Raw genomic sequence first — 26,231 nt, 5'->3', positions numbered from 1 at the left:
AGATCACCACACGTAGGCGAGGACTTCCCCACCCACGCCCTTCTGCTCTGCCTGACGGTCCGTGAGAAGACCGGAGGAGGTGGACAGGATCGCGACGCCGAGGCCGCCGAGGACGCGGGGGAGCTCGGTCGACTTCGCGTACACGCGGAGGCCGGGCTTGGAGACGCGCTTGATGCCGGCGATCGACCGCTCGCGGTTCGGGCCGTACTTGAGCGTCAGCGTGAGGGTCTGGCCGACGCGGGCGTCGCTGACCTCCCACGCGGAGATGTAGCCCTCCTGCTTGAGGATCTCGGCGATGTGGGTCTTGAGCTTGGAGCTCGGCAGCGACACGGAGTCGTGGTGCGCCGAGTTCGCGTTGCGCAGACGGGTCAGCATGTCTGCGACCGGGTCTGTCATTGTCATTTCTTGATTCCTTTGTTCACGAGGTATCGGCTGCCGTTACACGCCAGACGACCTTCCATGATCTGCCATATTCAGTTGTGGGATCGGATGCTGCGACCGCCGCTCGCGCGCCGGCCGCAGCATCCGTTCAGGAATTACGCCTGCGCGTCGTCCGACTTGAACGGGAAGCCCAGGGCGCGCAGGAGTGCGCGGCCCTCGGCGTCCGTCTTCGCCGTCGTCACGATGGTGATGTCGAAGCCGCGGACGCGGTCGATCTTGTCCTGGTTGATCTCGTGGAACACGGACTGCTCCTGGAGACCGAAGGTGTAGTTGCCGTGACCGTCGAACTGGGCGCCCGAGAGGCCGCGGAAGTCGCGGATGCGGGGCAGCGCCAGGTTGACGAGGCGGTCGATGAACTCCCACGCACGGTCGCCACGAAGGGTGACGTGCGCGCCGATGGCCTGGCCCTCACGCAGCTTGAACTGCGCGATGGACTTGCGGGCCTTGGTCACGACCGGCTTCTGACCGGTGATCTTGGTGAGGTCGTCGACCGCGCCATCGATCACCTTGCTGTCGCGAGCTGCCTCGCCGACACCGGTGTTCACGACGACCTTGACCAGGCCGGGGATCTGCATGACGTTGGCGTAGCCGAACTCGTCCTGCAGAGCCTTCTTGATCTCGCCGTTGTACTTCTGCTTCAGGCGGGGCTGGATCTTGCCAGCCTCCACGGCAGTGGTGCTGCTCATGTTCAGAGGTCCTTGCCTGACTTCTTCGCGTAGCGCACGCGGACGGTGCGCTTCACGCCGTCCTTGGTCTGCTCCTCGACACGGTGGCCGACACGGGTCGGCTTCTTGGTCGAGGGGTCGACGACCTGGACGTTGGAGATGTGGATGGGGGCTTCCATCGTCTCGATGCCGCCCGTCTTGGTGCCGCGCTGCGACTGACCGACACGGTTGTGCTTCGTGACGTAGTTCACGCCCTCGACGATGACGCGGTTCTGCTCGGACAGGACCTCGAGGACCTTGCCCTGCTTGCCGCGGTCGCCGCCCTTGTCCTGCTTCTTGCCCGTGATGACCTGAACCAGGTCACCCTTCTTGATCTTGGCCATGGGGTCAGATCACCTCCGGTGCGAGCGAGACGATCTTCATGAACTTCTTGTCGCGAAGCTCACGACCGACCGGTCCGAAGATACGGGTGCCGCGGGGCTCCCCGTCGTTCTTCAGGATGACGGCGGCGTTCTCGTCGAACTTGATGTACGAACCGTCGGCACGACGGGTCTGCTTGACGGTGCGGACGACGACGGCCTTGACCACGTCGCCCTTCTTGACGTTGCCGCCCGGGATCGCGTCCTTGACGGTGGCCACGATGATGTCACCCAGGCCCGCGTAGCGGCGGTTCGAGCCACCGAGAACGCGGATGGTGAGCAGCTCCTTGGCGCCCGTGTTGTCGGCGACCTTGAGGCGGGACTCGTTCTGAATCACTTGGCCTTCTCCAGGATCTCGACCAGACGCCAGCGCTTGGTGGCGCTCAGCGGGCGGGTCTCGTTGATGAGGACGAGATCGCCGATGCCGGCGGAGTTGGTCTCGTCGTGCGCCTTCACCTTGGAGGTGCGGCGGATGACCTTGCCGTAGAGCGGGTGCTTCACGCGGTCCTCGACCTCGACGACGATGGTCTTGTCCATCTTGTCGCTGACGACGTAGCCACGGCGGGCCTTGCGGTAGCCACGGGCGTCGGCGTCGCGAACGTCGTGCTCGCCGTGCTCGACCTCAGCGGCCTGCTTCTTGTCAGCCATCACTCGGCCTCTTCCTTCGCGGCCTCGGAAGTCTCATCCGACTTCTTGGCCTTCGTCTTCTTCGCCTTCGTCGCGGTCTCCAGCGGCGCGGGCGTGGCACGGATGCCGAGCTCGCGCTCACGGATCACGGTGTAGAGCCGCGCGATGTCGCGCTTGACCGCACGGATGCGGCCGTGGCTCTCGAGCTGGCCGGTGGCCGACTGGAAGCGCAGGTTGAACAGCTCTTCCTTGGCCTTGCGCAGCTCCTCGACGAGGCGCTGGTCTTCGAACGTGTCGAGCTCGCTCGGGGCGAGCGTCTTGGTGCCGATCGCCATTACGCGTCGCCCTCCTCGCGCTTGATGATGCGTGCCTTGAGCGGCAGCTTGTGGATGGCACGGGTCAGGGCCTCACGAGCGAGTTCCTCGTTGACGCCGGCGACCTCGAAGAGGACGCGACCCGGCTTGACGTTTGCGACCCACCACTCGGGCGAACCCTTTCCGGAACCCATGCGGGTTTCGGCCGGCTTCTTCGTGAGCGGACGGTCGGGGTAGATGTTGATCCACACCTTTCCGCCACGCTTGATGTGACGGGTCATCGCGATACGAGCGGACTCGATCTGACGGTTCGTCACGTAAGCGGGCGTGAGGGCCTGGATGCCGAACTCACCGAACGACACCTTGGTGCCACCGGTGGCCTGGCCGGAACGGCCGGGGTGGTGCTGCTTGCGGTACTTGACCTTGCGGGGGATGAGCATTACGCCGACGCTCCTTCTGCCACGGGGGCCTCGTTGCGGCGCTCGCCGCCACGCTCGCCGCGGTCGCCGCGCGGGCCACCACGACGGTCGTCACGACGACGGTCCGACTTCGGCGCGTTCGCCTGCTCGCGAGCGAGCTCCTTGTTGGTCAGGTCGCCCTTGTAGATCCAGACCTTCACGCCGATGCGGCCGAAGGTGGTCTTCGCCTCGTAGAAGCCGTAGTCGATGTTCGCGCGCAGCGTGTGCAGCGGCACACGACCCTCGCGGTAGAACTCCGAGCGGCTCATCTCGGCGCCGCCGAGGCGGCCGGAGACCTGGATGCGGACGCCCTTGGCGCCGGCGCGCTGAGCGCCCTGCAGGCCCTTGCGCATCGCGCGGCGGAACGCCACGCGAGCGGTGAGCTGCTCGGCGATGCCCTGCGCGACGAGCTGAGCGTCGGCCTCGGGGTTCTTGACCTCGAGGATGTTCAGCTGGATCTGCTTGCCGGTGAGCTTCTCGAGGTCGGCGCGGATGCGCTCGGCCTCGGCGCCGCGGCGACCGATCACGATGCCCGGACGGGCGGTGTGGATGTCGACGCGAACGCGGTCACGGGTGCGCTCGATCTCGATGTTGCTCACGCCGGCCCGGTCGAGCTGGGTCTGCAGGAGCTTGCGGATGCGGATGTCCTCGGCGACGTAGTCGGCGTAACGCTGGCCGGGCTTCGTCGAGTCCGAGAACCAACGCGACACGTGGTCGGTCGTGATGCCGAGGCGGAAGCCGTACGGGTGGACCTTCTGTCCCATTACTTGCTCGCCTTCTTGCTCTTGGCAGCCGGCGCCGTCTCAGCGACCTCGGGGGTCGAGAGCACGACGGTGATGTGGCTGGTGCGCTTCTTGATCTGGAAGGCACGACCCTGCGCGCGGGGCTGGAAACGCTTGAGCGTCGTGCCCTCGTCGACGTACGCGTTCTTCACGTACAGGTCCTGCTCGTCCAGGTACTCGCCGTCCTTGTCCGCCTTGACGCGAGCGTTCGCGATCGCGGCGGCGACGAGCTTGTAGATCGGCTCGCTCGCACCCTGCGGTGCGAACTTGAGGATGGCCAGGGCCTCCTCAGCCTGCTTGCCCTTGATGAGCGCAACGACACGACGAGCCTTCTGAGGGGTCACGCGGATGTGTCGCACGCGTGCGATGGACTCCACCATTTCTCTCTCCTCTGCCCCCGCGTCAGCGGCGGCGGCCCTTCTTGTCGTCCTTCACGTGGCCGCGGAAGGTGCGGGTGGGCGCGAACTCGCCCAGCTTGTGGCCGACCATGGTCTCGGACACGAACACGGGGATGTGCTTGCGTCCGTCGTGCACGGCGATGGTGTGACCCAGCATGGCCGGGATGATCATCGAACGGCGCGACCAGGTCTTGATGACGTTCTTGGTGCCGGCTTCGTTCTGGACGACGACCTTGCGAAGCAGGTGCTCGTCGACGAAGGGGCCCTTCTTAAGGCTGCGAGGCATCTTCCTCTACTCCTACTTCCGCTTCTTGCCGGCGTTGCGACGACGGACGATGTACTTGTCGCTTTCCTTGTTCGCGTGACGGGTGCGGCCTTCGGCCTGACCCCACGGCGAAACCGGGTGACGACCACCGGAGGTCTTACCCTCACCACCACCGTGCGGGTGGTCGACCGGGTTCATGGCGACACCGCGAACGGTCGGGCGGATGCCCTTCCAGCGGTTACGGCCGGCCTTGCCCCAGTTGATGTTCGACTGCTCGGCGTTGCCGACCTCGCCGACGGTCGCGCGGCAGCGCGCGTCGACGTTGCGGATCTCGCCCGAGGGCAGACGCAGCTGGGCGTAGGGGCCGTCCTTCGCCACGAGGCGAACCGACGCACCGGCCGAGCGGGCCAGCTTCGCGCCGCCGCCGGGGCGGAGCTCGATCGCGTGGATCACGGTACCGGTGGGGATGTTCTTCAGCGGCAGGTTGTTGCCCGGCTTGATGTCGGCCGACGGACCCGACTCGACGATGTCGCCCTGCGCCAGCTTGTTCGGCGCGATGATGTAGCGCTTCTCGCCGTCGAAGTAGTGCAGGAGCGCGATGCGCGCGGTGCGGTTGGGGTCGTACTCGATGTGAGCGACCTTGGCGTTGATGCCGTCCTTGTCGTTACGACGGAAGTCGATGACGCGGTACTGACGCTTGTGGCCACCACCGATGTGACGCGTGGTGATGCGGCCCTGGTTGTTGCGGCCACCGGTCTTGCTGAGCGGGCGGAGGAGCGACTTCTCAGGCGTCGATCGGGTGATCTCGGCGAAGTCGGCCACCGACGAGCCGCGGCGACCCGGGGTCGTGGGCTTGTACTTGCGAATAGCCATATCTCTAGTCCTCTATCCCGACCGTCAGCCGACTGCCGTGAAGATGTCGATGGTGCCCGACTTCAGGGTCACGATGGCGCGCTTGGTGTCCTTGCGCTTGCCGGTGCCGAAGCGGGTGCGACGGGCCTTGCCCGTGCGGTTGAGCGTGTTGACCGCTGCGACCTTGACGCCGAAGATCTTCTCGATGGCGAGCTTGATCTCGGTCTTCGAGGCGCGGGGGTCGACGAGGAAGGTGTACTTGCCCTCGTCGATGAGCCCGTAGCTCTTCTCCGAAACGACCGGCTTCAGGATGATGTCGCGCGGGTCCTTATTGATGCCGGTCATGCCGAGACCTCCTCGGTGGCGGCGCTCTTGGACGCGACGAACGCGTCGTAGGCGGCCTTGGTGAAGACGATGTCGTCCGAGACGAGCACGTCGTAGGCGTTGAGCTGGTCAGCCGGCAGCACGTGGGCGAACGCGATGTTGCGGACGCTGAGGACGCTGATGTCGTCCGAGCGGTCCACGACCACGAGCACGTTCTTGGTGGCGCCGAGACCGGTCAGGACCGCAGCGGCGGCCTTGGTCGACGGAGCACCCTCGATGCCGAACGACTCCACGACGTGGAGACGCTCGCCGCGAGCACGGTCGCTGAGCGCGCCCAGCAGGGCGGCCGCGATCATCTTCTTGGGGGTGCGCTGCGCGTAGTCACGCGGCTTCGGGCCGTGGACGATGCCACCACCGGTCATGTGCGGCGCGCGGATCGAGCCCTGGCGGGCGTTACCCGTGCCCTTCTGCTTGAAGGGCTTGCGGCCGGCGCCCGAGACCTCACCGCGACGCTTGGTCGAGTGGGTGCCCTGGCGAGCCGCCGCGAGCTGCGCGACGACGACCTGGTGGATGAGCGGGATGTTCGTCTTGACGTCGAAGAGGTCGGCGGGAAGCTGGACCGAGCCAGCCTTCTTGCCGTCTGCCTTCACGACGTCGAGCGCGAGAGTCGAGTCAGCCATGAGATCAGGCACCCTTCACTGCGTTGCGGACGTAGACGATGCGGCCGCGAGCACCGGGGACGGCGCCCTTGACGAGCAGCAGACCCTTCTCGGCGTCGATGGCGTGCACCTTGAGGTTGAGGACGGTCACGCGCTCGCCACCCATACGGCCGGCCATGCGCATGCCCTTGAAGACGCGGCTCGGGGTCGACGAGGCGCCGATCGAACCGGGCTTGCGGTGGTTGCGGTGCGCACCGTGCGAGGCGGAGACACCCTTGAAGTTGTGGCGCTTCATGACACCCGCGGTGCCCTTGCCCTTGCTGGTGCCGACGACGTCGACCAGCTGGCCGGCCTCGAACGTGCCGTCCACCGTGAGCTCCTGACCGAGTGAGTAGTCAGCGGCGTCCGCGGTGCGGATCTCGGTGAGGTGACGGCGCGGGGTGACACCCGCGGCCTCGAAGTGGGCCGTGAGGGGCTGGTTCACCTTGCGGGGGTCGATCTGCCCGTAGCCGATCTGCACGGCCTTGTAGCCGTCCTTCTCGGGCGTGCGAACCTGGGTGACCACGTTCGGGGCGATCTCGATGACGGTGACGGGAACGAGCTTGCCGTTCTCATCCCAGACCTGGGTCATGCCGAGCTTGGTGCCGAGCAGGCCCTTGGAAATCTTGTTGTTGATGTCAGCCATGTCGAACCTCAGAGCTTGATCTCGATGTTGACATCGGCCGGAAGGTCGAGGCGCATGAGCGAGTCGACAGCCTTGGGCGTCGGATCGATGATGTCGATCAGACGCTTGTGGGTGCGCATCTCGAAGTGCTCGCGGCTGTCCTTGTACTTGTGGGGAGAACGGATCACGGCGATCACGTTCTTCTCCGTCGGAAGGGGCACGGGGCCCACGACCGTCGCGCCCGCACGGGTCACGGTGTCGACGATCTTCCGTGCCGACGAGTCGATGACCTCGTGGTCGTACGACTTCAGGCGAATGCGGATCTTCTGTCCCGCCATTGTCTGCTCACTCTCTTTCTCGCGTCATACCCGTGTGGCATTGGACGCACGTGGCGCAAAGCGCCATGGCACTTCTGCACCGCTTACGCAGTGCGTGCTGCACCGCTGTTCTGCTGTCAATCCGGGTGCCGCGCCGAAGCGCCGCGTCCCGGCATCCGTCCTCCCCCGCGCGCGAAGCAAAGCTCCGCCCGAGGTGGATTCGTGATGTGGTGGTTCTGCTGCCCGCGGCCTAGGACCCTGCGCGTCTGCGCTGCCTATGCACTGCCCTGGCAGTGATCCGACGCACGCCAAGAGGGGCGTCGGAATGTGGAACCTCACTAGTCTACGTGCAGCCCGGGCGTGTCGCAAACTCGGGCGTGTCGCGACGCAGGTATGCTCGGGCGTTTCCCAGGGGCGGACCGGGATGGATGCTGCGCCCCCACGCGAAAGGGCGGCCGCGCTGCGCGCGACCGCCCTCTCTACCTACTTGTCAAGCCGTCACTCGGTGCCCGCGTGGCGGCGACGGTACGCGGCGAATGCGACGACCGCGATGCCCGCGAACAGGACGGCGCCACCAGCGACCGCGAACATCGGGCTGATGCCGCCGCCCGTGGCCGCGAGGGCCTTCGGGTCGGTCGCGGCCGGCGTGCCGGTCGGGTCGCCGCCGCCCACGGGCGGGTTGGCGCAGACCGCGCTCGCGGCCGGGTAGGCGACCTCGGTCTCGAACGAGGGGTTCACCTCGAAGCGGACCGTGACGCCGTTGCGCGTCCAGTCGAAGTTGCCGTCGGTCTTCACGTACTCGCCGTTCACGAGCTCCCAGCCCGGCCACATCTTCGGCGTGCCGTTCGAGGCGCCCGGCCACAGGACGGTGCCGCTGAGCGGGTGCGTGCCCGGCACGACGTAGTCCTCGCCCTCCGGGTTCACGAAGGTGATGGTGACGGGGTTCTCGTCTTCGGTCTCGAAGCCCTCGGGCAGCGACACCTCATAGCCGAGGAACGGCACGTCGCCGACGCACACGGACTCGATCTCACCCGGGATCAGGTCACAGTTCTCGGCGACCTCCTCCGGCGTGAGCGGGCGCTCGCTGGTCGAGTCGACGGACTTCGGGGTCCCGAGGATCCAGGTCTTGGTGGCCTCGTCCCACACGTAGGGCGTCGTAGTCGTCGTCTTCGTGACGATCGCCGTCGTGCTCGTGCAGTCGAACGCGGTCTTCTCGGTCTCCGTGACCTTCGGCGCCGGAGGCTCGCAGTTCTCGGTCAGCTTGTCCAGCTTGGGAACGATCCAGCTGCTCTCGGCGCCCGTCTCGAAGACATCGCCTTCCTTCGGCAGGGCCGTCCACGTCGTGGAACCGTCCTCGTTGGGCTCCGAGACCCAATCGACATTGTCGCTCAGGGTCAGCGTGCCCGCCGCGAGGCAGCTCGGAAGCGAGAACGTCAGCGTCGGCGTGACCACCGTGGGCTCGGTCTCGGGCACGTCGCCCTTGCAGACGATCCAGTGCGAGACGTCCGACTGCTGGCCGCTCCCGGTCGGGGGCGACGCATACGCGACACCTGCATTCGGGTGGTCGATGACGCTGTTCGTGGTCGCGCCCTTGATGATCAGCGCGACCCAGCCGTCGTAGCCCCACGACTCGTCGAACTCCGAGAGGGTCACGGTGAGGCCCTCATCGGTGATCGAGCCGTGCGGCGTCTTGTCATTGACGTCGTGGGCGAAGCATGTCGCGTTGAAGGCCGCGTACCGGGTCTCCCAGTACGGTGCCTTGTTCGCCGCGGGCGTGAACGTCTCCAGCACACCTTTTTCGCCGACGGTGTCGGCAGGCCAGGTGAGCGGAGCGTCGTCTTTCGGCGCCGCCGATGCTCCGGCGGTCACCAGCGGTGCCACCACGAGGGCGGCGGCGACCAGCGCCCCAGCCAAAGCCTTCAATGTTCGCTTGCGCACTGCAGGCACAGTGTTCCTCCCCTTATCGGCGCACGGCGCCGTCCCAGCGGCGCACCGAGGTGCGCCGTACATCCCAGCGGCACACCGGAGCGTGCCGTACATCCCAGCGACGTGCGGGGGCACGTCGGCATTGCTGTGCTGCGGCACGGGGGTGCCGCGTCTTTCTCGGTGCGCGGGGGCGCATCGTTCACCCGTCGGGGGACGGGGTCGATCCCACTCGTTCAGGCTGGGTGGGTCCGGTGTTCGCGCTCCTTCCCGCGGAGTGCGAAGCAGGCGGAGAACCGCCGTTCGTGCAGGCTATCGCGACACGCCCGGATGCGCGAAATCGGCGCGCGGGATGGATGCTGCGGCCCGCAGCATCCGTCCCTCCACGGAATCCCCGCACACACTCGAGCCCCTCGCCTTTGGGGCGCGAGGGGCTCGAGCATCCATCCCGATGATGCGGGGGCTGTGAGCAGGAGAGAGCGGGCATCGGGGGTCCCGCTCTCTCTCGCTATCAGAGGGTGGCCTTGGCCTCGCCGCGACGGCGACGGGCGACGATCAGCATCGTCGTGCCTCCGAGCAGGGCGATCAGGCCGAGGATGACCAGCAGCGGCGGCACCTGTCCGCCGCCCGTCGCGGGCAGCGGCGGCTGCCCCGCAGGGCACACCTCGACCGACTGCGACGCCGAGGCGGGGTCATCGTGCGACGGGGCGACCGTGGCGGTGTTCGGGTGCTTCGCGCACGCACCGTCGACGGTCGACAGGTCACGTGAGTACGTGAAGACCGTCTCACCGTCGACCGCGTTGAGCACGACCTCGCCGCCGAACTCTGCCGCCGTGTCGGAAACGGTCGCCGTCTCGTCCGTCGTCGCGGGCGTCACCTCGGCGAAGTCCACGTCGGCGGTCGCGGTGGCAGCACCCGACGTGCCGGGCAGCTCCTCGGCATCCCAGGTGATGTCCACCGTGTTCGTGACAGCCGTCTCGGCGGTCGCGTCCGGCAGAGTGCACTCGTACGGGAAGACGCTCGTCGCCCCCGCAGGGATCACGAGATCCTCGAGCCCGGCGAGTTCGCACTCACCACCGGGCAGAAGGTCGTCGAGCGTGATCGTCACATCGATCTCATTCGGGTTCTCGACCGTGATGTTGCCGGAGACCACGAAGTTCGAGTCTTCAGCAGCAGACGGCGTGACCGTCACCGTGTAGCCGAATTTCGCCGATGCACCGACCCCGACGGTCGCCGAGGTGTGGTCCACCGTCTTGGCGATCGTCCAGTCGTAGTCGCGATCGAACGAGCCCTCGGCCGTCTTGCTGACGGTGAGGTCCAGGTAAGCGCAGACCTCGACGGTCTCATCGGCCTCCTGACCCGTCTCCTCGATCCACGCCGTGTTCGTGTAGTCGACGCACGCGCCGGGAACGCCCTCGAGCTCGAGGTCGTACTCGAACGCCTCCCACGCGCCCTCCGCGGTCCAGGTGTGCTGGCCGAGCTCCACCGGCTCGCTCTCCGGGTCGGTGAGGTCGTCGAGCACTGTGATCGTCTTGTCGTTGACGTCGGTGATCTCGGCGTCGGCGAAGTCGAAGTCCTTCGAGCCCGATGCCGACCCGCTCGTGCCGAGCAGCTCCTCCTCGTCCCAGGTCACGCTGGCCACGTTGGTTCCGGTGGTGGTCGGCGTCGCGTGCGGCAGGGCGCACGTGTACGACACCTCGATTTCTCCACCCGCCGGAACCTCGAGGTCGGCCGGCAGCTGCAGCGTGCAGGTCGTGTCGCCGATCTTGTCGGTCAGGGTGCCGAGCGGCACATCCACGCTGTTCGGGTTCGTCACCGTGATGACGCCCGACACCGTGAAGTCGCTGTCGGTGGCGGCCTCGTCCGTCACGGTGACGGTGTAGCTCGCCGTGGCCGTGCCGGTCTCCGGGTCGACGATGAGACTCGTCTCTTCGGCGTCCTTCTCGATGCTGAAGGCGTACTCGCGGTCGAAGGCGGGCTCGGCGGTCTTCGTCACCGTGAGGTCGGCGTAGTCGCAGACCGTCACGGTGACTGTGTCGTCCTGACCCGTCTCCTTGATCCATGCCGTGTTCGTGTAGTCGACGCACTCACCCGGCGTGCCGTCGAACGTCACCTCGTAGGTGAACTCCGTCGGCGTGCCGTCCGCGTTCCACGTGGCGGTACCGAGAGTCACCGGGTTGGCCGGGTCGGTCTTGTCGTCGATCACCGTGATGGTCTCGTTGACGAGAGTCTTGTCCCACGAGAGCTCGGTGATCTGCGCGGTGTACTCGGCGCTCGAGTTCGCGCTGTACGCCTCGTCGGCGTCCCACGTGACCGTCGCCTTGTTGGAACCCGTGAGGAAGGGGCCGTCCTCCGAGAAGCTGCAGGTGTACTCGAACGTCTTGATCGAGTTGGCGGGGATCGTCGCGTCGACGCCGCCTGTCACGACGCACGAGACTCCGTCGAACGAGGGCACATCGGTCACCGTCGCCGTCACGTCCCAGTCGTTCGGATTGGCGACGTCGATCTCACCCTCCATCGCCCAATCGGAGTCGGTTGCGGCGCCCGGAGTCACCTCGACGGTGTACTCGAAGGTCGCCTCGCCGTTCTCATCGACGGTCCGGACCGTCTGGTCGACGCTCTTGTCGATGTCCCACGCGTATGTGCGCGTCAGGCTCACCACGACGTTCTTCTCGATCGTCAGGTTCTCACCGGTGCAGACCTCGACTGTCGCACTGTCGGAGAGCTCCGGCTGCGTCCTCGTCGCGGCGATCGTCGCGGTGTTGTCGTACTCCTTGCACGCGCCGGCGGCGACGTCGTCGCCGAGGTCACGCGAGTACTCGAAGACCGTGGGCTTGGTGACGTCGGTGACGGTCTTCGGCCCGTCGAACTCAGCGGCCGTGTCGGACACGGTCACCGAGGCATCCGTCGTCGAACTGGGCGCGACTCCCGCGAACGTGAAGTCCGCGGTCGCGTTCGTCGAACCGGCCGGGATCGCCGACGAGTCCCAGGTGACGGTCGCCGTGTTCGTTCCGGCCGTTCCCGAGGGGAGCGTGCAGCTGTACTCGACCTGCGCGGTGCCGCCGTTCTTCGGCACGGTCGGCAGCTGCTGGGTCGTGATCGTGCACTGCGCACCGGGAATCGAGTCCGTGACGCCGGTGATCGGCACGTCGATCGGGTTGGTGTTGGTGACCGTGATCACGCCCTTGACGGAGTAGCCCGAATCGATCGGCGCCGAGGGTGTGACCGTCACGGTGTAGTCGAACGTCGCGTTCTCACCGGGGCGCACCGTGGCGCTCGCGGGATCGACCGTCTTCTCGATCTGCCAGTTGTAGTCGCGGACGAACGACGGAACCGCGGTCTTGGTCGCCGTCAGCGGCACACAGGTCGACGGCGGGGTGATCGTCAGGGGCTCGATGTAACCCTTGAGGTTCTTCGACGGGTCGGCGAGCTGCCCGGTGAAGCTGCGCATGTAGGCGGTCGCCGCCGACGGTGCGGGGCAACCGGGCTTGACGACGCCGTCCGTGAGGTCGGTGACGTTGATGCCGATCTCGAAGAACTGGCCTGCAGGAAGGACCTCGCCGTGGGGGTTGGTGACGGGTGCGTCGTTCACCACGCTGATGAAGCCGCTGCCGTCGTAGGGCACGCACACACCGGGGTAGTCGCCGACAGAGGTGTAGGTGCAGGTCTCGTAGAGGACGGGTGCGCCACCGCCCTGCGTCGTGATGACGAACAGGACTCCACCGTTCGACCGGTTCGGCTGCGGCGTGCCATCAGGCGCAGTCGTGGCACCGGCGTTCGTCACCTCGATGAGGTAGCCGCCAGTGCCGTTCTCCTGGCTCCGCTCCCACGCGAAGTTCAGGTAGTAGTTGTCGCCCACGGACTGCGCGTAGGAATACACACGCGCGAAGTCGCCCTTGGGAGGCGTGCTGCCCGACGACGTCCAGCCGGCCGGGTCGGAGTCGTCCTTGTTCGACGTCTGGTAGGTGCCACCCTGAGTCGCCTCATCGTGGGCGACGTTCGTCCAGTCATTGCCGCCACACGTGCCCGGCTCGTAGTTCGCGTCGATCTCGAAGGTGCCGTTGAGCGTACAGCTCACGGCGAGCGGCGCGATCACGTCCTCCGCGGGAGCAGCGAGAGCGGCCACCGGAGCATCCGCCACTTCCACGGCCGGCTCCTCGACCGTCGGTTCTTCAGCGGGGGCAGCAGGCTCTTCCGCGGCCGGCTCCTCCGCTGCGGGCTCTTCGACGGCCGGCTCCTCCGCAGGCGGCAGGGGCGCAGCATCCGTCGATGTCGACTCTGTCGGCGTCGCCTCGGTCGTGGCGGCGGGGTCTGTGGTCACCTCCTCCGCCGACGCTGGGGAGATGCCCGAGAAGACGAGCGAACTCGCGACGATCGCGGCGAGCCCTCCCACGTACCAGCGGTTCTGGAGCGCGATCCTGCGCTCTTCGTTCCGCTCCTGACGCATGCGGCGGCGCGGACCCTCAGACTTCGAGGCGCGCACAAAAGTACGACTGAACATCAACTTCACCCTTGGTCGAATCGACACAGGGTGCCCCAGTTAGAGGCCCCTCCCAGCACGTCACGACTCGCTGCGAGTTGATGAACCACAGAACGCGGAGACCCCAAATCCCCGGGTTCGACTATCTCCCCAAACACGAGCCGAAACGTGTTCCCGCTGGCAAAGGTATTGCGGGCATCCGCCCGCGTCAAGCGTCAGCACGAAATCGAGACCGCACGTCCCATGGATCCCGTTGGTGGTCCTGAGGAAACACGAAAACGGCCCGGGTCGCCCCGGGCCGCTCCTCGATGATTCCGCTACTGGTTGCCGACCGCGCCGTCGACGTTCCCGCGGAGGTCGTCGACCGTGTCGTGGTGCTCCTCCGGCACGACCTTCTTGGCGAGCCCCGAGGCGCCGTCGAGCACCTTGTCGCTGATGTCCTCGGCCTGCTCGGACTTCAAGAACTCGCCGATCTTGTCCTTGTTCTGCTCGTACAGGTCCTTGCCCTGGTTGACGAGGTCGTCGAAACCGCCCATGCTCACTCCTTCGCACGCCCCCCGGCGAGGCGCCCAGACCCATCCTGTCGGGACGGATGCTGCGGCGGAACCCCTGGCGCGCCACCCGGTGTCCGAGCCGCAGAGCGGCCCGAGACGCGGAGAAGCCCCCGGGATCACTCCCGGGGGCTTCTCGCAGCAGTTGCGCCGAAGAACCTTACTTGAGGATCTTCGTGACCGTGCCGGCGCCGACGGTGCGGCCACCCTCACGGATGGCGTAGCCGAGGCCCTCCTCCATGGCGATCGGCTGGATCAGCTCGACCGTCATGTCGGTGGTGTCGCCGGGCATGACCATCTCGGTGCCCTCGGGCAGCGTGATGACGCCGGTGACGTCGGTGGTGCGGAAGTAGAACTGCGGGCGGTAGTTCGTGAAGAACGGGTTGTGGCGGCCGCCCTCTTCCTTGGACAGGATGTACGCCGTGCCCTCGAAGTTGGTGTGCGGGGTGACCGAACCGGGCTTCACGACGACCTGGCCGCGCTCGACGTCGTCACGCTTGGTGCCGCGCAGGAGCAGACCACAGTTCTCGCCGGCCCATGCCTCGTCGAGCTGCTTGTGGAACATCTCGATACCGGTGACGATCGTCTTCTGCGTCGGGCGCAGACCCACGATCTCGACCTCGGAGTTGATGGCCAGCGTGCCACGCTCGGCGCGGCCCGTGACGACCGTGCCACGGCCGGTGATGGTGAAGACGTCCTCGATCGGCATGAGGAACGGCTTGTCCTTGTCGCGCACCGGGTCGGGGATCGACGCGTCGACCGCCTCCATGAGCTCGAGGATCTTCGCGGTCCACTCGGCGTCGCCCTCGAGAGCCTTGAGGCCCGAGACGCGAACGACCGGAGCGTTGTCGCCGTCGAAGTCCTGCGACGACAGCAGCTCGCGAACCTCGAGCTCGACGAGCTCCAGGATCTCCTCGTCGTCGACCATGTCCGACTTGTTCAGCGCGACGAGCAGGTAGGGCACGCCGACCTGCTTGGCGAGCAGCACGTGCTCACGCGTCTGAGCCATCGGGCCGTCGGTAGCGGCGACCACGAGGATCGCGCCGTCCATCTGAGCGGCACCGGTGATCATGTTCTTGATGTAGTCGGCGTGACCCGGGGCGTCGACGTGCGCGTAGTGACGCTTCGGGGTCTCGTACTCGACGTGCGAGATGTTGATCGTGATGCCGCGCTGACGCTCCTCGGGAGCCGAGTCGATCGACGCGAAGTCGCGCTGCACGTTGGTGGCCGACGGGTACGTGTCGGCGAGCACCTTCGAGATTGCGGCGGTGAGCGTGGTCTTGCCGTGGTCGACGTGACCGATCGTTCCGATGTTCACGTGCGGCTTGGTGCGCTCGAACTTGGCCTTAGCCACTGGGTCCTCCTCAGGACGTTCGTGTAGAGGTTCCGGGCGCTGGTGTGCGCCGGTCGTCTACGGGGATATCTCCACCTTAGTAGAGACGGTTCTGTTGATTCTGTGTGAAGTTGTGCCGTCGGGATGCCTCGTCACCGAGGCATCCCGACGGAAAAGGGTTACTCGCCCTTGACCTTCTGGACGATCTCGTCGGCCACGTTGCGAGGAACCTCGGCGTAGCTGTCGAACTCCATCGAGTAGACGGCGCGGCCCGAGGTCTTCGAGCGCAGGTCGCCGATGTAGCCGAACATCTCGGAGAGCGGGACCAGCGCGCGGACGACCTTGACGCCCTGGGCGTCCTCCATCGACTGGATCTGGCCACGACGCGAGTTCAGGTCGCCGATGACGTCGCCCATGTACTCCTCGGGAGTACGCACCTCGACCGCCATGAGCGGCTCGAGGATGACGGGGTTCGCCTTGCGGACGGCCTCCTTGAAGCCCATGGAGCCCGCGATCTTGAACGCCATCTCGGACGAGTCGACGTCGTGCGACGCACCGTCCATGAGGATGGCCTTCACGCCCACCATGGGGTAGCCGGCGAGCACGCCGACGTTCATGGCGTCCTGGAAGCCCTGGTTGGTCGGCTCGATGTACTCGCGCGGGATGCGGCCACCGGTGACCTTGTTCTCGAACTCGTACGTCTTGTCGGCCGTGACCTCGAGCGGCTCCAGCGCGAACTGGATCTTCGCGAACTGGCCCGACCCACCGGTCTGCTTCTTGTGGGTGTAGTCGTGACGCTCGACGGACTTCTTGATCGTCTCGCGGTACGCGACCTGCGGCTTTCCGACGTTGGCCTCGACCTTGAACTCGCGCTTCATGCGGTCCACGAGGATGTCGAGGTGCAGCTCGCCCATGCCCTTGATGACCGTCTGGCCGGTCTCGGCGTTCTGCTCGACGCGGAACGTCGGGTCCTCTTCGGCGAGCTTCTGGATCGCGAGACCCAGCTTCTCCTGGTCGGCCTTGGTCTTTGGCTCGATGGCTACCTCGATGACCGGCTCCGGGAACGTCATCGACTCGAGGACGACCTGGTTCTGGCTGTCGGCGAGGGTGTCACCGGTGGTGGTGTCCTTGAGGCCGATGACCGCGTAGATGTGACCGGCGGTGACCGAGTCGACCGGCATCTCCTTGTTGGCGTGCATCTGGAAGATCTTCCCGATGCGCTCCTTCTTGCCCTTGGTCGCGTTGACGACCTGGGCGCCCGAGTCGAGGTGACCCGAGTAGACGCGGATGTAGGTCAGTCGACCGAAGAAGGGGTGCGTCACGATCTTGAACGCGAGCGCCGCGAAGGGCTCGTCGCGGTCTGCGTGACGCTCGATGATGATCTCTTCGTCCTTCGGGTCCTTCGCCTCGATGGCGGGGACGTCGAGGGGCGACGGGAGGTAGTCCACGACGGCGTCGAGCATCGGCTGCACGCCGCGGTTCTTGAACGCCGAGCCGCAGAGCACGGGGTAGAGCTCCGAGGCGATGGTGAGCTTGCGGATCGCGGCCTTGATCTCGGCGACCGTGAGCTCCTCGCCGCCGAAGTGCTTCTCGAGAAGCTCCTCGTCGGACTCGGCGACCGTCTCGAGAAGGATCTCGCGGTACTCCGCGGCCTTGTCGGCGAGGTCGGCCGGGATCTCCTGGATCTCGTACTTGGCGCCCATGGTCACGTCGCCCTTGGCGTCGCCGGGCCACACCAGCGCGCGCATCTCGACGAGGTCGATGACGCCCACGAAGTCGCTCTCCGAGCCGATGGGCAGCTGGAGCACGAGCGGCTTGGCCTTCAGGCGGTTGATGATGGTGTCGACCGTGAAGTAGAAGTCGGCGCCCAGCTTGTCCATCTTGTTGACGAAGCAGATGCGGGGGACGTCGTACTTGTCGGCCTGACGCCAGACGGTCTCGGACTGGGGCTCGACGCCCTCCTTGCCGTCGAAGACGGCGACCGCGCCATCGAGGACGCGCAGCGACCGCTCGACCTCGACCGTGAAGTCGACGTGGCCGGGCGTGTCGATGATGTTGATCTGGTTCTTGTTCCAGAAGCACGTGACGGCGGCCGACGTGATCGTGATGCCGCGCTCCTGCTCCTGCTCCATCCAGTCGGTGGTCGCAGCGCCGTCGTGCGTCTCACCGATCTTGTGGTTGACGCCCGTGTAGAACAGGATGCGCTCGGTCGTCGTCGTCTTGCCGGCATCGATGTGCGCCATGATGCCGATGTTGCGGACCTTGTTGAGGTCGGTGAGCACTTCTTGTGCCACGGGGTGTCCTTAGCTGTTGAAGGTGGTAGCGGGCCCGCCGCTCCCGCGGGTCGCGGGAGCGGCGGGGATGCTGATTACCAGCGGTAGTGCGCGAAGGCGCGGTTCGACTCGGCCATCTTGTGGGTGTCTTCGCGGCGCTTGACCGCGGCACCGAGGCCGTTCGAGGCGTCCAGGATCTCGTTCTGGAGGCGCTCGGTCATCGTCTTCTCACGACGACCCTTCGCGTAGCTCACGAGCCAGCGGAGGGCGAGCGTGTTGGCGCGGTGAGGCTTGACCTCGACCGGCACCTGGTAGGTCGAGCCACCGACGCGGCGCGACTTGACCTCGAGGGTCGGGCGCACGTTGTCGAGCGCCTTCTTGAGCGTGGCGACGGCGTCCTGGCCGTTCTTCGCCTCGACACCCTTGAGGGCGTTGTACACGATCGACTCGGCGAGCGACTTCTTGCCGTCGACGAGGATCTTGTTCACGAGCTGGCTGACGATCGGAGCGCCGTAGACCGGGTCGTTGACGACGGGGCGCTTCGGGGCGGGTCCCTTACGAGGCATCTTTCTCAGCCCTTCTTCGCGCCGTAGCGGCTGCGAGCCTGCTTACGGTTCTTGACTGCCTGGGTGTCGAGCGCACCGCGGACGATCTTGTAGCGGACACCGGGGAGGTCCTTCACACGACCGCCGCGGACCAGCACGAGCGAGTGCTCCTGCAGGTTGTGGCCCTCGCCGGGGATGTACGCGGTGACCTCGGTGCCGTTGCGGAGCTTGACACGGGCGACCTTGCGCATCGCCGAGTTCGGCTTCTTCGGGGTGGTCGTGTACACGCGGGTGCAGACACCCGCCTGCTGCGGGTTCGCCTTGAGCGCCGGCGCCTTGGTCTTCGAGACCTTGGGCGAGCGACCCTTGCGAACCAACTGCTGAATGGTTGGCACGTTCTCTCCTTGTTGTGCTGCACGGTGCCTGTCGGCTCCGCACAGGTGCTGCACGGTGACAGCGTCGTGGTCTCCCCCGCGGCATCCGGATCTTTCGATTCGTGACGCTGCGGGCTCACGCTGACCCACCGACGCGCCAGAATGACTGTCGCGCTCTTGTTGGTGGGTATGCCGTGGGGGTGGCCTGTTCGCAGGCCGTTCCCTGAGATGCGGCGCTCGCACCGGTTCCCGCACCGAGGCACGGTCGACGGCGCGCGTGAGCGCACACCCGATCCATGATACGTGGGTTTCGGGGGCCGGGCAAACGCGGAAGCACGTCGCACGCCCAACCGGGCGACGACACGCCGCAGCACAGCCGAGATCGCCCTCGCCGTACCCGTCAGCCGGTCGTCAGCAGGGCGACGAGTGCCAGCGCGGCGACGATGACGAGGACGGATGCCGCGACCGCGACGGCGATCGTCCGCCGTCGTCGGCGGCGCCTGCGGGCGGCCTCGGCGGCCGCCGTGTCGACGTGGTCCTGAGGGGCCCGACGCGCCGGCTCGGCGCGCACCGCCGTGACCGGCGGGACGGAGCGCGCACGGTAGGCGGCGGCAGCCGATGCGGGCGCGGAGGCGACCCTGCCGGGCGTCGCCGAGCTCGGCGTGGCCGGCTCCGGGGCGGGGCGCGCCGGGGACGCAGCACGCGTCGCGCCCGCACGGGTGTTCGGCGGTTCGGGTGCCGGAGCATGCGCGGTGCGTCGCGGGCCGGCCGGTGCCGACGCGGTCGCCGCCTGCGTGGCCAATTCGGAGTCGGAGGGCGCGGCCGACCTCGCAGAGATCACCGTGTCGTCGACCGCTTCCACCCCCGCCGAGGAACGCCGCGACGGCAGGGTCCTGTCGTCGAGCGCGTCGTCGGCCGGAGCCGCCGCCGGCGCGTTCCGTCGCGAGACGGCGGTGCGCTCGTCGTCGGGATCGATCACCCGTCGCTCCGCCGCAGCCGGACCTCGGCGTCACCCAGCAGGAACCGGTCGCCGGCCTCGACCTCTTCGCCCGGGGGTGCCTCGACCTCGGTGCCCATCACCGTGGCGAACAGCACGCCGTTGGTGGAGTCGAGGTCGGTCACGTACCACTTGTCATCGCGCAGGTTCAGGCGCGCGTGCGTCTTCGACACCGTGCCGTCCTGGATCGAGACCAGCTGCGCGCTCGGGTGGTCCGGATCGGCCGCCGGCCGGCGTCCCAGGATGACGACCTCCGCCGAGAGAGCGACGGGCTCCCCGGTGGGCGGCACGAGCGCCCAGTCGGTGCGCTTGCGGCGGGCGATGATCGTCTCTTCGAAGAGGTCCTGCTCGTCGGGGATCTCGGGCTTGCCGTGGAACGCCGACACCGACGACCGAGCCGAGCGCGGGGAGCCGGCGTCGGGTGCACCGGAGATCGCCGACACCGGACCGGAGGTCTCGGGGAAGGCGTCGGCCTCGCTCATCGGCGAGCGCGCGGGCGCCCACGGCTCGCCTTCGTCGCCCGACGGGGGCGCGGCCGGCACACGCGTGACCGGCGGCCGCGTGATGCCCTCCTCGCTCGTCGTCGCGGCGTCCGGCGCCACGAACGGCTCCGCGGTGCGGCGGGCCGGCCCCGCGGGCGCCGGAGTCGCGGGAGCGGTGGGCGGGACGGGCGCGAGCGGAGTGGCGGGCACCGCGGAGATCGGCGCGGGAGCACCGGGCACGGCGCCGGTGACCTCGGCGCTCAGGTCGACGCCGTCGAGCGCGAATCCCTGCCAGGGATCTGCGTCGCCGGAGCCGTTCCCGCCCACCTCGGCCGGCGTCGCGGAGACGGGGCGAGAGGGCAGGGGCGGTGGCGTCCAGCCCGTCGCGGGCGGCGCGACGTCGTCGCCGGAGGACAAGACGGATGCCTCGGCCCCGGGTGCGGCGGAAGCAACGGGCGCGGCAGGGGCAGGTGGCGCGGCGGGCACGGGCACCGGCACGTGCGTCACGGGCGCGGCAGCGGCCGGCGAGGCGGCGGGTGCAGGGGGAGCAGACGCGGGCGGCGGCGCGAACCCCGCGCCCGCGCTCGTCGGCGCAGGGGGGAAGGCCGTCGGCGCCGGCGGATATGCCGCCGGAGCACCGGTGTGCGCACCCGGAGTGGGGAACGGCGGCAGCGGAGGAAGCTCCGGATCACTCGAGGTACGGCGCACGCCGGCGCCGAAGGAGGCGCGGGCCGCAGCATCCGTCTCCCGTCCGACCCAGCGCGCACTTCCCCAGCCGACGACCGACGCCCAGACCGGGAACACGAGAAAGCCGAGGACTGTCATGCCGGCGCCGAAGCCGAAGGCCACGTTGACGCGGAAGAGCGCGATCGCCCAGACCACGAGGAACGCGATGTTGACGAACGGGATGAACGCGAGGATCACGAGCCACGGCGAGAGCCCGGCGAGGCGGAGCAGCACGATGATGTTGAGGACCGGCACCCAGGCCTGCCACGCCTCGACCCCGGACTTGCGGAACACCGCCGACAGGGCGAGCGCGGTCCAGACGTAGAAACCGGCGAACAGGAGCAGGCTGATCAGGGTGCCGACGACGGCTGCGGTGGCATCTGTGGCGTTCATGGCATGGGACGCACGGGCTCGGCCCGTCGTCTCCCCCTCTCGGCGAATCGCGTGCGGCCGCCCGGTTCGGGCGCCATCGGTCGGAACAACGATCTCAACGATACGGTCGCGAGCGCCCCGCGCCAGAACCCGCGTTCGCGTCGCAGGGCGCGTCGCTCCGCGTCGACGGCCGCCCAGTAGCGCTTCGCCTCGTCGGAGGAGAGGTCCGCGTGCGAGAAGACGGCGCGGTCGGCGTCCCGCGCGAGCGCGGACCCCGCGGGCGTCGCGAAAGCGGCGGCGAGCTCTGAGCGCGTGGCGGTGCGGGATGCCGCGCGGCCGCTGTCGATCGCCGCATCGACGTACTCGTCCCAGCCGCCGGCGATGCGGGTCGAAGGGGTTCCGTTGCGGCGACGGCCCCGCCGGCGCGCGGCCTTCGTCCCGATCACGATGAGGAACGGCCCGAGGGCGAGCACGAGCACCAGGAGGACGATGCCGCCGATCCGCAGCACCGGCCAGAGCCAGGCGAGATCGACTCCAGAGTCTTCGTCGGCGGGGCGGTCGGTGGCCGAGTCCTCCTGCGTGGGGTCGGGCGGCACGACCTCCTCGACCGACTCGGGGCGCACCTCGGTGACGTTCTCGGGGTCGCGCTGCTCGGTCGTGTCGAGGCTCGGCGACTGCGCGTGCTGGGGCGTCACGTCGACGGCGACCCAGTCGCCGGATGCCGACTGCACCTCGGTCCACGCGGCGAGGTCCTGCGCGCGGCAGGCGCCCTCGTCGCACGTCGCGAGGCCCGGCTCCGCCGACGTCAGGCGCGCCCCCAGCACCACCCGGGATGGGAACCCGAGCTCGCGGGCCATGAGCGCCACCGCGACGGCGAACTGCTCGTCGTCGCCGATCGCGGCGACGTAGTTGCCGGATGCGACGGCCTTCAGGTCGGTCTCACGCTCGAGCAGGCGCGCGAACATCGTGTCGACCCGGGCGAGCGAGTGGCCCGAGGCGCTCGGCTGGAACGCGTAGTCGGGCAGGGCGGCGACCCACGCCGGCTCCTGCTCGCCCTCGGCGAGGCCGTGGCTGAGATAGCCGCGCTCGCGCAGCAGCGCTACCGCGCTCTCGAGGGCCGGGCCGCCGGAGCCGACCGCGTGCTCGTCCAGCCACGTGCGGAGGCTGTCGGGCGCGGCGACCCCGCCCGGGCTTCCGGGAGCGTCCAGGTCCGCGAGCGCCGGGGCTCGGGGCTCGACGCCGCGCACGACGAACGCATCGCCCGACTCGAAGCCTCCCCCGGCCGTCTGCACCGCGGCGGACGCCGCGGCGTTGTAGTAGAACTTGTCGGCGAGCGACGCGGCCCGGTCGCCGTCGAACGCGACAGCCTCGAGCCGGCCGGCGGTCGGCATCCAGATGCCGTCCCAGGCGTCGATCTCGATCCGCGCCGCCACCGGCGTACCCTCGCCGCCGTCGAGGGCCGACGGCACGCGGACGAACCGGCCGGCGTCGACGGCACCTTCGCCGCCCGAGCGGAACACTTCGCCGTCGTAGGCGTCGAGGGTCGCGAGCCGCACGCGCTCGGGGAGCGCGTCCACCACGCCGTCGCTCACGACGGGCTCGACCGTGAACAGCACGTCGTCGGCGCGCGCGTCGGCGAACAGCGCGCGGTACTGCGACAGCGGGCTCACCTCGGCCGACAGGTCGATGTCGGGGCCGACGGCCGAACGCAGCACCTCGCGCTCCGCCCCGCGGGCGGCGAAGGGCACGACCGCGACCGCGAGGGCGAGGGCGACGGCAACCATTCCCGCGCCGAGCGCGGTGCGTCGGCGGTCGGCCGCGGAGGGGCGGCGCGAGATGCGGACACCGCTGGATGCTGCGGCCCGCTGGAGCGCGCGGACGCGCTCGTCGTGGGTTCGCCAGGCCAGCCACAGCAGGCACGCCACGAGTCCGGCGACGCCGACCGTGGTCTCGACGGGCGCGTAGAGGAACACCGGGCCGACCTCGAGCGGGGCGCTCACCGTGGTGCGGCCGAAGAAGAGCCCGAACGTCACCATGCCGAGCGCCACCGGCACCGCGGCGTACGCCGCGCGATCCTCCCGCCACGCGAGGAGCAGCACCGCACAGGTGCCGACGAGGAATACGACCAGCGCCGGCACGAGCAGGTTGCGGTACGAGCCGACCGGCAGCTCGACGGTGACGAGGTCCTTCCAGCCGAGCACCAGCCCGCTCGCCAGTTCGCCGAGCCCGCGCAGCAGGTCGTCGGGCGTGCCGAGGCGCGAGGGTACGGCGAGCGGCACGCCGAGGACGAGGATCGCGAGGGCCAGCGCCGCAGCGACGGCCCACCCGCTCCAGCGCCGCCACCATCCCAGGGCCGCGATCCCGCCACCCACCAGCGTGCCGACGCCCACCAGGAGCGCGAAGGTGCCCGACCGATAGATGGGCCAGGCGGCGACGGCCGCGACGAGCGCGATGACCGCGGCGAAGCCCGCCCCGACCCACACGCGGGCGACGAACCGCGGCGCGCGCAGCGCCGGCGTCTCGGCCGCGCCCCGGGGCGCAGCATCCATCCGCTCCCTCACCGGGATCGGCCCGCTCACGATGCCGCTCCCCGCAGCAGCAGGCCCGAGAGGTCTTCGAGGGTTCCGACGGTGAGCACCGTCATGCCCGACAGCGGCTGCATGCGCGGGTGCGCGCGCTCGTCGCAGATGACGCCCACCACCGCGGTGTCTGCCGGGAACGCGAGGGCAGCCTGCTGCAGCCGCGCGAGCGGCACGCGGGAGCCCACCACGACGAACGCGATCGACAGCCGCTCGCCCGACTCGGCCGCGAGCCGGCACACCTCGCCCACGGGCATCGTGCTCTCGAGCAGGTCGACGCCGCTGAAGCCGTCCAGCATGGGGCGCGGCGCCGCCGAGGGGATATGGCGGATCGCGCGCAGGCGCCCGCGCACCACGCGCGGGATCTCGGATCCGGTCACGATCTGCACGTCGCGGGCATCGTGGACGGCGCGCAGCCCCAGCGACGCCGCGCACGACACGGCGAGCTCGAACTCGTCGGCGTCGGAGTACTCGGCCTCCCAGACCCCGAGCACGACGGCCATGCGCGAGCGCCGGGACTCCTCGTACTGGCGCACCATGAGCCGTCCGGTCTTGGCCGTCGACCGCCAGTGGATCTGCCGCCGCGAGTCGCCCGGAGCGTACTCGCGGATCGCGTGGAACGACATGTCGGCGTCGACGAGGCGACGCGTCGGCGCGCCCTCGAGATCGCGGATAAGTCCGGCGCTCGTCGACGGCAGCGCCACCGTGCGCGGGTGGACGTACAGATCGTGCACGTCGTGGAACGAGTGCTCACGGCGCAGCATGCCGATCGGGTCGCTGCGCACCGTCGTCGCGGGCCCGACCGTCACGATGCCCCGTTTGAGGCCCGGGATGTCGATCGGCTGCTCGACCGCGTGGCCCGGACGCAGCAGCGGCACGCCGTACTCGACGAGGCCCGCCCCGACCGGGATGTCGATCCGGCCTGGCAACGCCGTGCGATGGCCGTCGTTGCGCACGTCGATGCGCCCGGTGACGCCCTCGCCCGCCACGATCCGTTCGTGCGTCAGCGACAGGTCGACGTCGTACGCGCGGGCGCCGAACAGGAACGGCACGGCGGCGAGGAGGAGGACGACGGATGCTGCGCCCGCGACCATGAACTCCACCCAGCCGAACACGATCCCGAGCACGAGCCCGACGGTCGCCGCGACGGCGACCAGGGCCCCGGCCGGCCGGATCGTCTGGGCGGCCCACTCCGCCGCGGTGGTGATGCCCGAGCCCGCCGCCCGCCACACGCGCGTCCACCACACGGCCGCGCGCACGAACGCGCGACCGCGGCGCGACTCGCCGACGCTCGTGGCCGTGGCGGTCACGTGCGTGCGACCGGTCGTGCCGGTGGCCTGGACGGTGCGCGTGATGCGCGGCTCCATCGTGCTGGTGGAACCGCCGCGGCGCTCGGGGCTGCTCATACCGCTTCGCGTCTCGAGGGCGGTGCCACGTCGAGCAGCACCTGCCCGACCACGGTCTCGGGGGTGACGCCGTCGAACTCGGCCTCGGGGTGCAGGATCAGCCGGTGCGACAGCACAGGCACGGCGAGCGTCTTGACGTCGTCGGGGGTCGCGTAGGTGCGGCCCTGTGCGGCGGCGCGCGTGCGGACGGCGCGCGTGAGGGCGAGGGCGCCACGGATGCTGACGCCCAGGCGCACCTCGTCGGCCGTGCGCGTGCTGTCGACCAGGCGGGCGATGTAGTCGAGCACGAGCGCGTCGACGTACACCTCGGCCGCGAGGTCGGCCATGCCGACGAGCGCCTGCGGCGTGATGATCGGCGTGAGCTCGGCGGTCGCGACGGCGGCCCCGTCGAGGATGCGGACTGTCGCCGCGTGGTCGGGGTAGCCGAGCGACGTGCGCATCATGAACCGGTCGAGCTGCGCCTCGGGCAGGCGGTAGGTGCCGGCCTGCTCGACGGGGTTCTGCGTCGCGAGCACGAGGAACGGCACGCCGGCTTCGCGTGAGACGCCGTCGATCGTGACGCGCCCCTCCTCCATCACCTCGAGGAGGGCGGACTGCGTCTTCGGGCTCGCGCGGTTGATCTCGTCGGCGAGCACGATGTTCGCGAAGATCGGGCCGGCGTGGAACTCGAACACGCCCTCCTTCTGGTCGTAGACACTGAGCCCCGTGATGTCGCTCGGCAGCAGGTCGGGCGTGAACTGGATGCGGGTGTTCGTGCCCTGCACCGACTGCGCCATCGCGCGCGCGAGCGAGGTCTTGCCCGTTCCGGGCACGTCCTCCAGGAGCACGTGGCCGTCGCTGAGCATCGCGGTGAGCACGAGCTCGACGACGTGGCGCTTGCCGAGCACGGCGCGCTCGACGTTGTCGGCGATCTGCCCGAACGTCTGCGCGAACCAGTCGGCCTGCTCCTGCGTGATCGTCATGCGGTGTCCTTCGTCGTCTGCGGGAAATGGTGGGGAGAACGGA

At 68.7% G+C, this 26,231-nt stretch carries 27 protein-coding genes; all 27 read right to left on the bottom strand.

The features are described 5' to 3' along the window. Positions 1-3: 3 nt before the first annotated feature. Entirely contained in the window at positions 4-402 is a 399-nt protein-coding gene (gene rpsH / locus ACVN90_RS03030; protein ID WP_475100709.1) for a 30S ribosomal protein S8, read from the bottom strand. A 134-nt stretch (positions 403-536) separates the two neighbouring features. After that, on the bottom strand, positions 537-1,127 hold the full coding sequence (gene rplE, locus ACVN90_RS03025; protein ID WP_056371384.1) for a 50S ribosomal protein L5: 591 nt from the start codon (positions 1,125-1,127) through the stop codon (positions 537-539). 2 nt (positions 1,128-1,129) lie between these two features. Then, on the bottom strand, positions 1,130-1,489 hold the full coding sequence (rplX, locus tag ACVN90_RS03020; protein WP_045301497.1) for a 50S ribosomal protein L24: 360 nt from the start codon (positions 1,487-1,489) through the stop codon (positions 1,130-1,132). A gap of 4 nt (positions 1,490-1,493) precedes the next feature. After that, positions 1,494-1,862 carry a 50S ribosomal protein L14 gene (gene rplN / locus ACVN90_RS03015; RefSeq protein WP_045301495.1) on the bottom strand — a complete coding sequence of 123 codons (369 nt, stop codon included), beginning with the start codon at positions 1,860-1,862 and terminating at the stop codon, positions 1,494-1,496. Further along, on the bottom strand, positions 1,859-2,173 hold the full coding sequence (gene rpsQ, locus ACVN90_RS03010; RefSeq protein ID WP_056371390.1) for a 30S ribosomal protein S17: 315 nt from the start codon (positions 2,171-2,173) through the stop codon (positions 1,859-1,861). The genes rplN and rpsQ overlap by 4 nt, the downstream gene beginning before the upstream one ends. Continuing rightward, a complete protein-coding gene (gene rpmC / locus ACVN90_RS03005; protein ID WP_116194492.1) occupies positions 2,173-2,487 on the bottom strand; it encodes a 50S ribosomal protein L29 in 315 nt (104 codons plus the stop codon). The genes rpsQ and rpmC overlap by 1 nt, the downstream gene beginning before the upstream one ends. Then, entirely contained in the window at positions 2,487-2,906 is a 420-nt protein-coding gene (rplP, locus tag ACVN90_RS03000) for a 50S ribosomal protein L16 (protein WP_018171451.1), read from the bottom strand. Before rplP ends, rpmC begins: the two co-directional genes overlap by 1 nt. Next, positions 2,906-3,688, bottom strand: coding sequence for a 30S ribosomal protein S3 (gene rpsC, locus ACVN90_RS02995; protein ID WP_159846877.1), 783 nt, complete (start codon positions 3,686-3,688; stop codon positions 2,906-2,908). Before rpsC ends, rplP begins: the two co-directional genes overlap by 1 nt. Continuing rightward, entirely contained in the window at positions 3,688-4,086 is a 399-nt protein-coding gene (gene rplV / locus ACVN90_RS02990; protein ID WP_045301488.1) for a 50S ribosomal protein L22, read from the bottom strand. Before rplV ends, rpsC begins: the two co-directional genes overlap by 1 nt. 22 nt (positions 4,087-4,108) lie before the next feature. Continuing rightward, positions 4,109-4,390, bottom strand: a complete 282-nt coding sequence (gene rpsS, locus ACVN90_RS02985; protein WP_045275479.1) for a 30S ribosomal protein S19 — start codon at positions 4,388-4,390, stop codon at positions 4,109-4,111. Between the two features lie 12 nt (positions 4,391-4,402). Further along, entirely contained in the window at positions 4,403-5,242 is an 840-nt protein-coding gene (rplB, locus tag ACVN90_RS02980; RefSeq protein WP_116194494.1) for a 50S ribosomal protein L2, read from the bottom strand. Between the two features lie 24 nt (positions 5,243-5,266). After that, on the bottom strand, positions 5,267-5,566 hold the full coding sequence (rplW, locus tag ACVN90_RS02975; RefSeq protein ID WP_159846879.1) for a 50S ribosomal protein L23: 300 nt from the start codon (positions 5,564-5,566) through the stop codon (positions 5,267-5,269). After that, entirely contained in the window at positions 5,563-6,225 is a 663-nt protein-coding gene (rplD, locus tag ACVN90_RS02970) for a 50S ribosomal protein L4 (protein ID WP_116196825.1), read from the bottom strand. Before rplD ends, rplW begins: the two co-directional genes overlap by 4 nt. 4 nt (positions 6,226-6,229) lie before the next feature. Next, positions 6,230-6,889, bottom strand: a complete 660-nt coding sequence (gene rplC, locus ACVN90_RS02965; RefSeq protein ID WP_475100708.1) for a 50S ribosomal protein L3 — start codon at positions 6,887-6,889, stop codon at positions 6,230-6,232. Between the two features lie 8 nt (positions 6,890-6,897). Further along, positions 6,898-7,206: a 30S ribosomal protein S10 gene (gene rpsJ, locus ACVN90_RS02960; protein ID WP_018171443.1), complete on the bottom strand. Its 309-nt coding sequence runs from the start codon at positions 7,204-7,206 to the stop codon at positions 6,898-6,900. Positions 7,207-7,683: 477 nt separating this feature from the next. Further along, a complete protein-coding gene (locus ACVN90_RS02955; RefSeq protein WP_475100707.1) occupies positions 7,684-9,099 on the bottom strand; it encodes a hypothetical protein in 1,416 nt (471 codons plus the stop codon). A gap of 520 nt (positions 9,100-9,619) precedes the next feature. Then, positions 9,620-13,555, bottom strand: coding sequence for an LPXTG cell wall anchor domain-containing protein (locus tag ACVN90_RS02950; RefSeq protein ID WP_475100706.1), 3,936 nt, complete (start codon positions 13,553-13,555; stop codon positions 9,620-9,622). A 350-nt stretch (positions 13,556-13,905) separates the two neighbouring features. Continuing rightward, positions 13,906-14,124: a hypothetical protein gene (locus ACVN90_RS02945; RefSeq protein WP_475100705.1), complete on the bottom strand. Its 219-nt coding sequence runs from the start codon at positions 14,122-14,124 to the stop codon at positions 13,906-13,908. 175 nt (positions 14,125-14,299) lie between these two features. After that, on the bottom strand, positions 14,300-15,493 hold the full coding sequence (gene tuf / locus ACVN90_RS02940; RefSeq protein WP_387144693.1) for an elongation factor Tu: 1,194 nt from the start codon (positions 15,491-15,493) through the stop codon (positions 14,300-14,302). 158 nt (positions 15,494-15,651) lie between these two features. Then, positions 15,652-17,766, bottom strand: coding sequence for an elongation factor G (fusA, locus tag ACVN90_RS02935; RefSeq protein ID WP_475100704.1), 2,115 nt, complete (start codon positions 17,764-17,766; stop codon positions 15,652-15,654). 74 nt (positions 17,767-17,840) lie between these two features. Then, positions 17,841-18,311 (bottom strand): 30S ribosomal protein S7, encoded by a 471-nt coding sequence (gene rpsG, locus ACVN90_RS02930; protein ID WP_042538706.1) that lies wholly within the window; start codon positions 18,309-18,311, stop codon positions 17,841-17,843. A gap of 5 nt (positions 18,312-18,316) precedes the next feature. Beyond that, positions 18,317-18,685 carry a 30S ribosomal protein S12 gene (gene rpsL, locus ACVN90_RS02925; protein WP_018171438.1) on the bottom strand — a complete coding sequence of 123 codons (369 nt, stop codon included), beginning with the start codon at positions 18,683-18,685 and terminating at the stop codon, positions 18,317-18,319. Between the two features lie 379 nt (positions 18,686-19,064). Further along, positions 19,065-19,643, bottom strand: coding sequence for a hypothetical protein (locus tag ACVN90_RS02920; RefSeq protein WP_475100703.1), 579 nt, complete (start codon positions 19,641-19,643; stop codon positions 19,065-19,067). Beyond that, the gene (locus ACVN90_RS02915) at positions 19,640-21,262 is read right to left on the bottom strand and encodes a DUF5684 domain-containing protein (protein ID WP_475100702.1); all 1,623 of its coding nucleotides are present in this window, start codon (positions 21,260-21,262) and stop codon (positions 19,640-19,642) included. The genes ACVN90_RS02920 and ACVN90_RS02915 overlap by 4 nt, the downstream gene beginning before the upstream one ends. Further along, positions 21,259-23,820, bottom strand: a complete 2,562-nt coding sequence (locus ACVN90_RS02910; RefSeq protein ID WP_475100701.1) for a transglutaminaseTgpA domain-containing protein — start codon at positions 23,818-23,820, stop codon at positions 21,259-21,261. Before ACVN90_RS02910 ends, ACVN90_RS02915 begins: the two co-directional genes overlap by 4 nt. Beyond that, positions 23,817-25,226 carry a DUF58 domain-containing protein gene (locus ACVN90_RS02905; RefSeq protein WP_475100700.1) on the bottom strand — a complete coding sequence of 470 codons (1,410 nt, stop codon included), beginning with the start codon at positions 25,224-25,226 and terminating at the stop codon, positions 23,817-23,819. Before ACVN90_RS02905 ends, ACVN90_RS02910 begins: the two co-directional genes overlap by 4 nt. After that, positions 25,223-26,188, bottom strand: a complete 966-nt coding sequence (locus ACVN90_RS02900) for an AAA family ATPase (protein ID WP_475100699.1) — start codon at positions 26,186-26,188, stop codon at positions 25,223-25,225. Before ACVN90_RS02900 ends, ACVN90_RS02905 begins: the two co-directional genes overlap by 4 nt. Positions 26,189-26,231: the final 43 nt, after the last annotated feature.

Source organism: Microbacterium sp. F01, from assembly GCF_056156365.1.
Note: the sequence above shows the minus strand (reverse complement) of the source record. Positions and strands in the feature narration are given on the sequence as shown.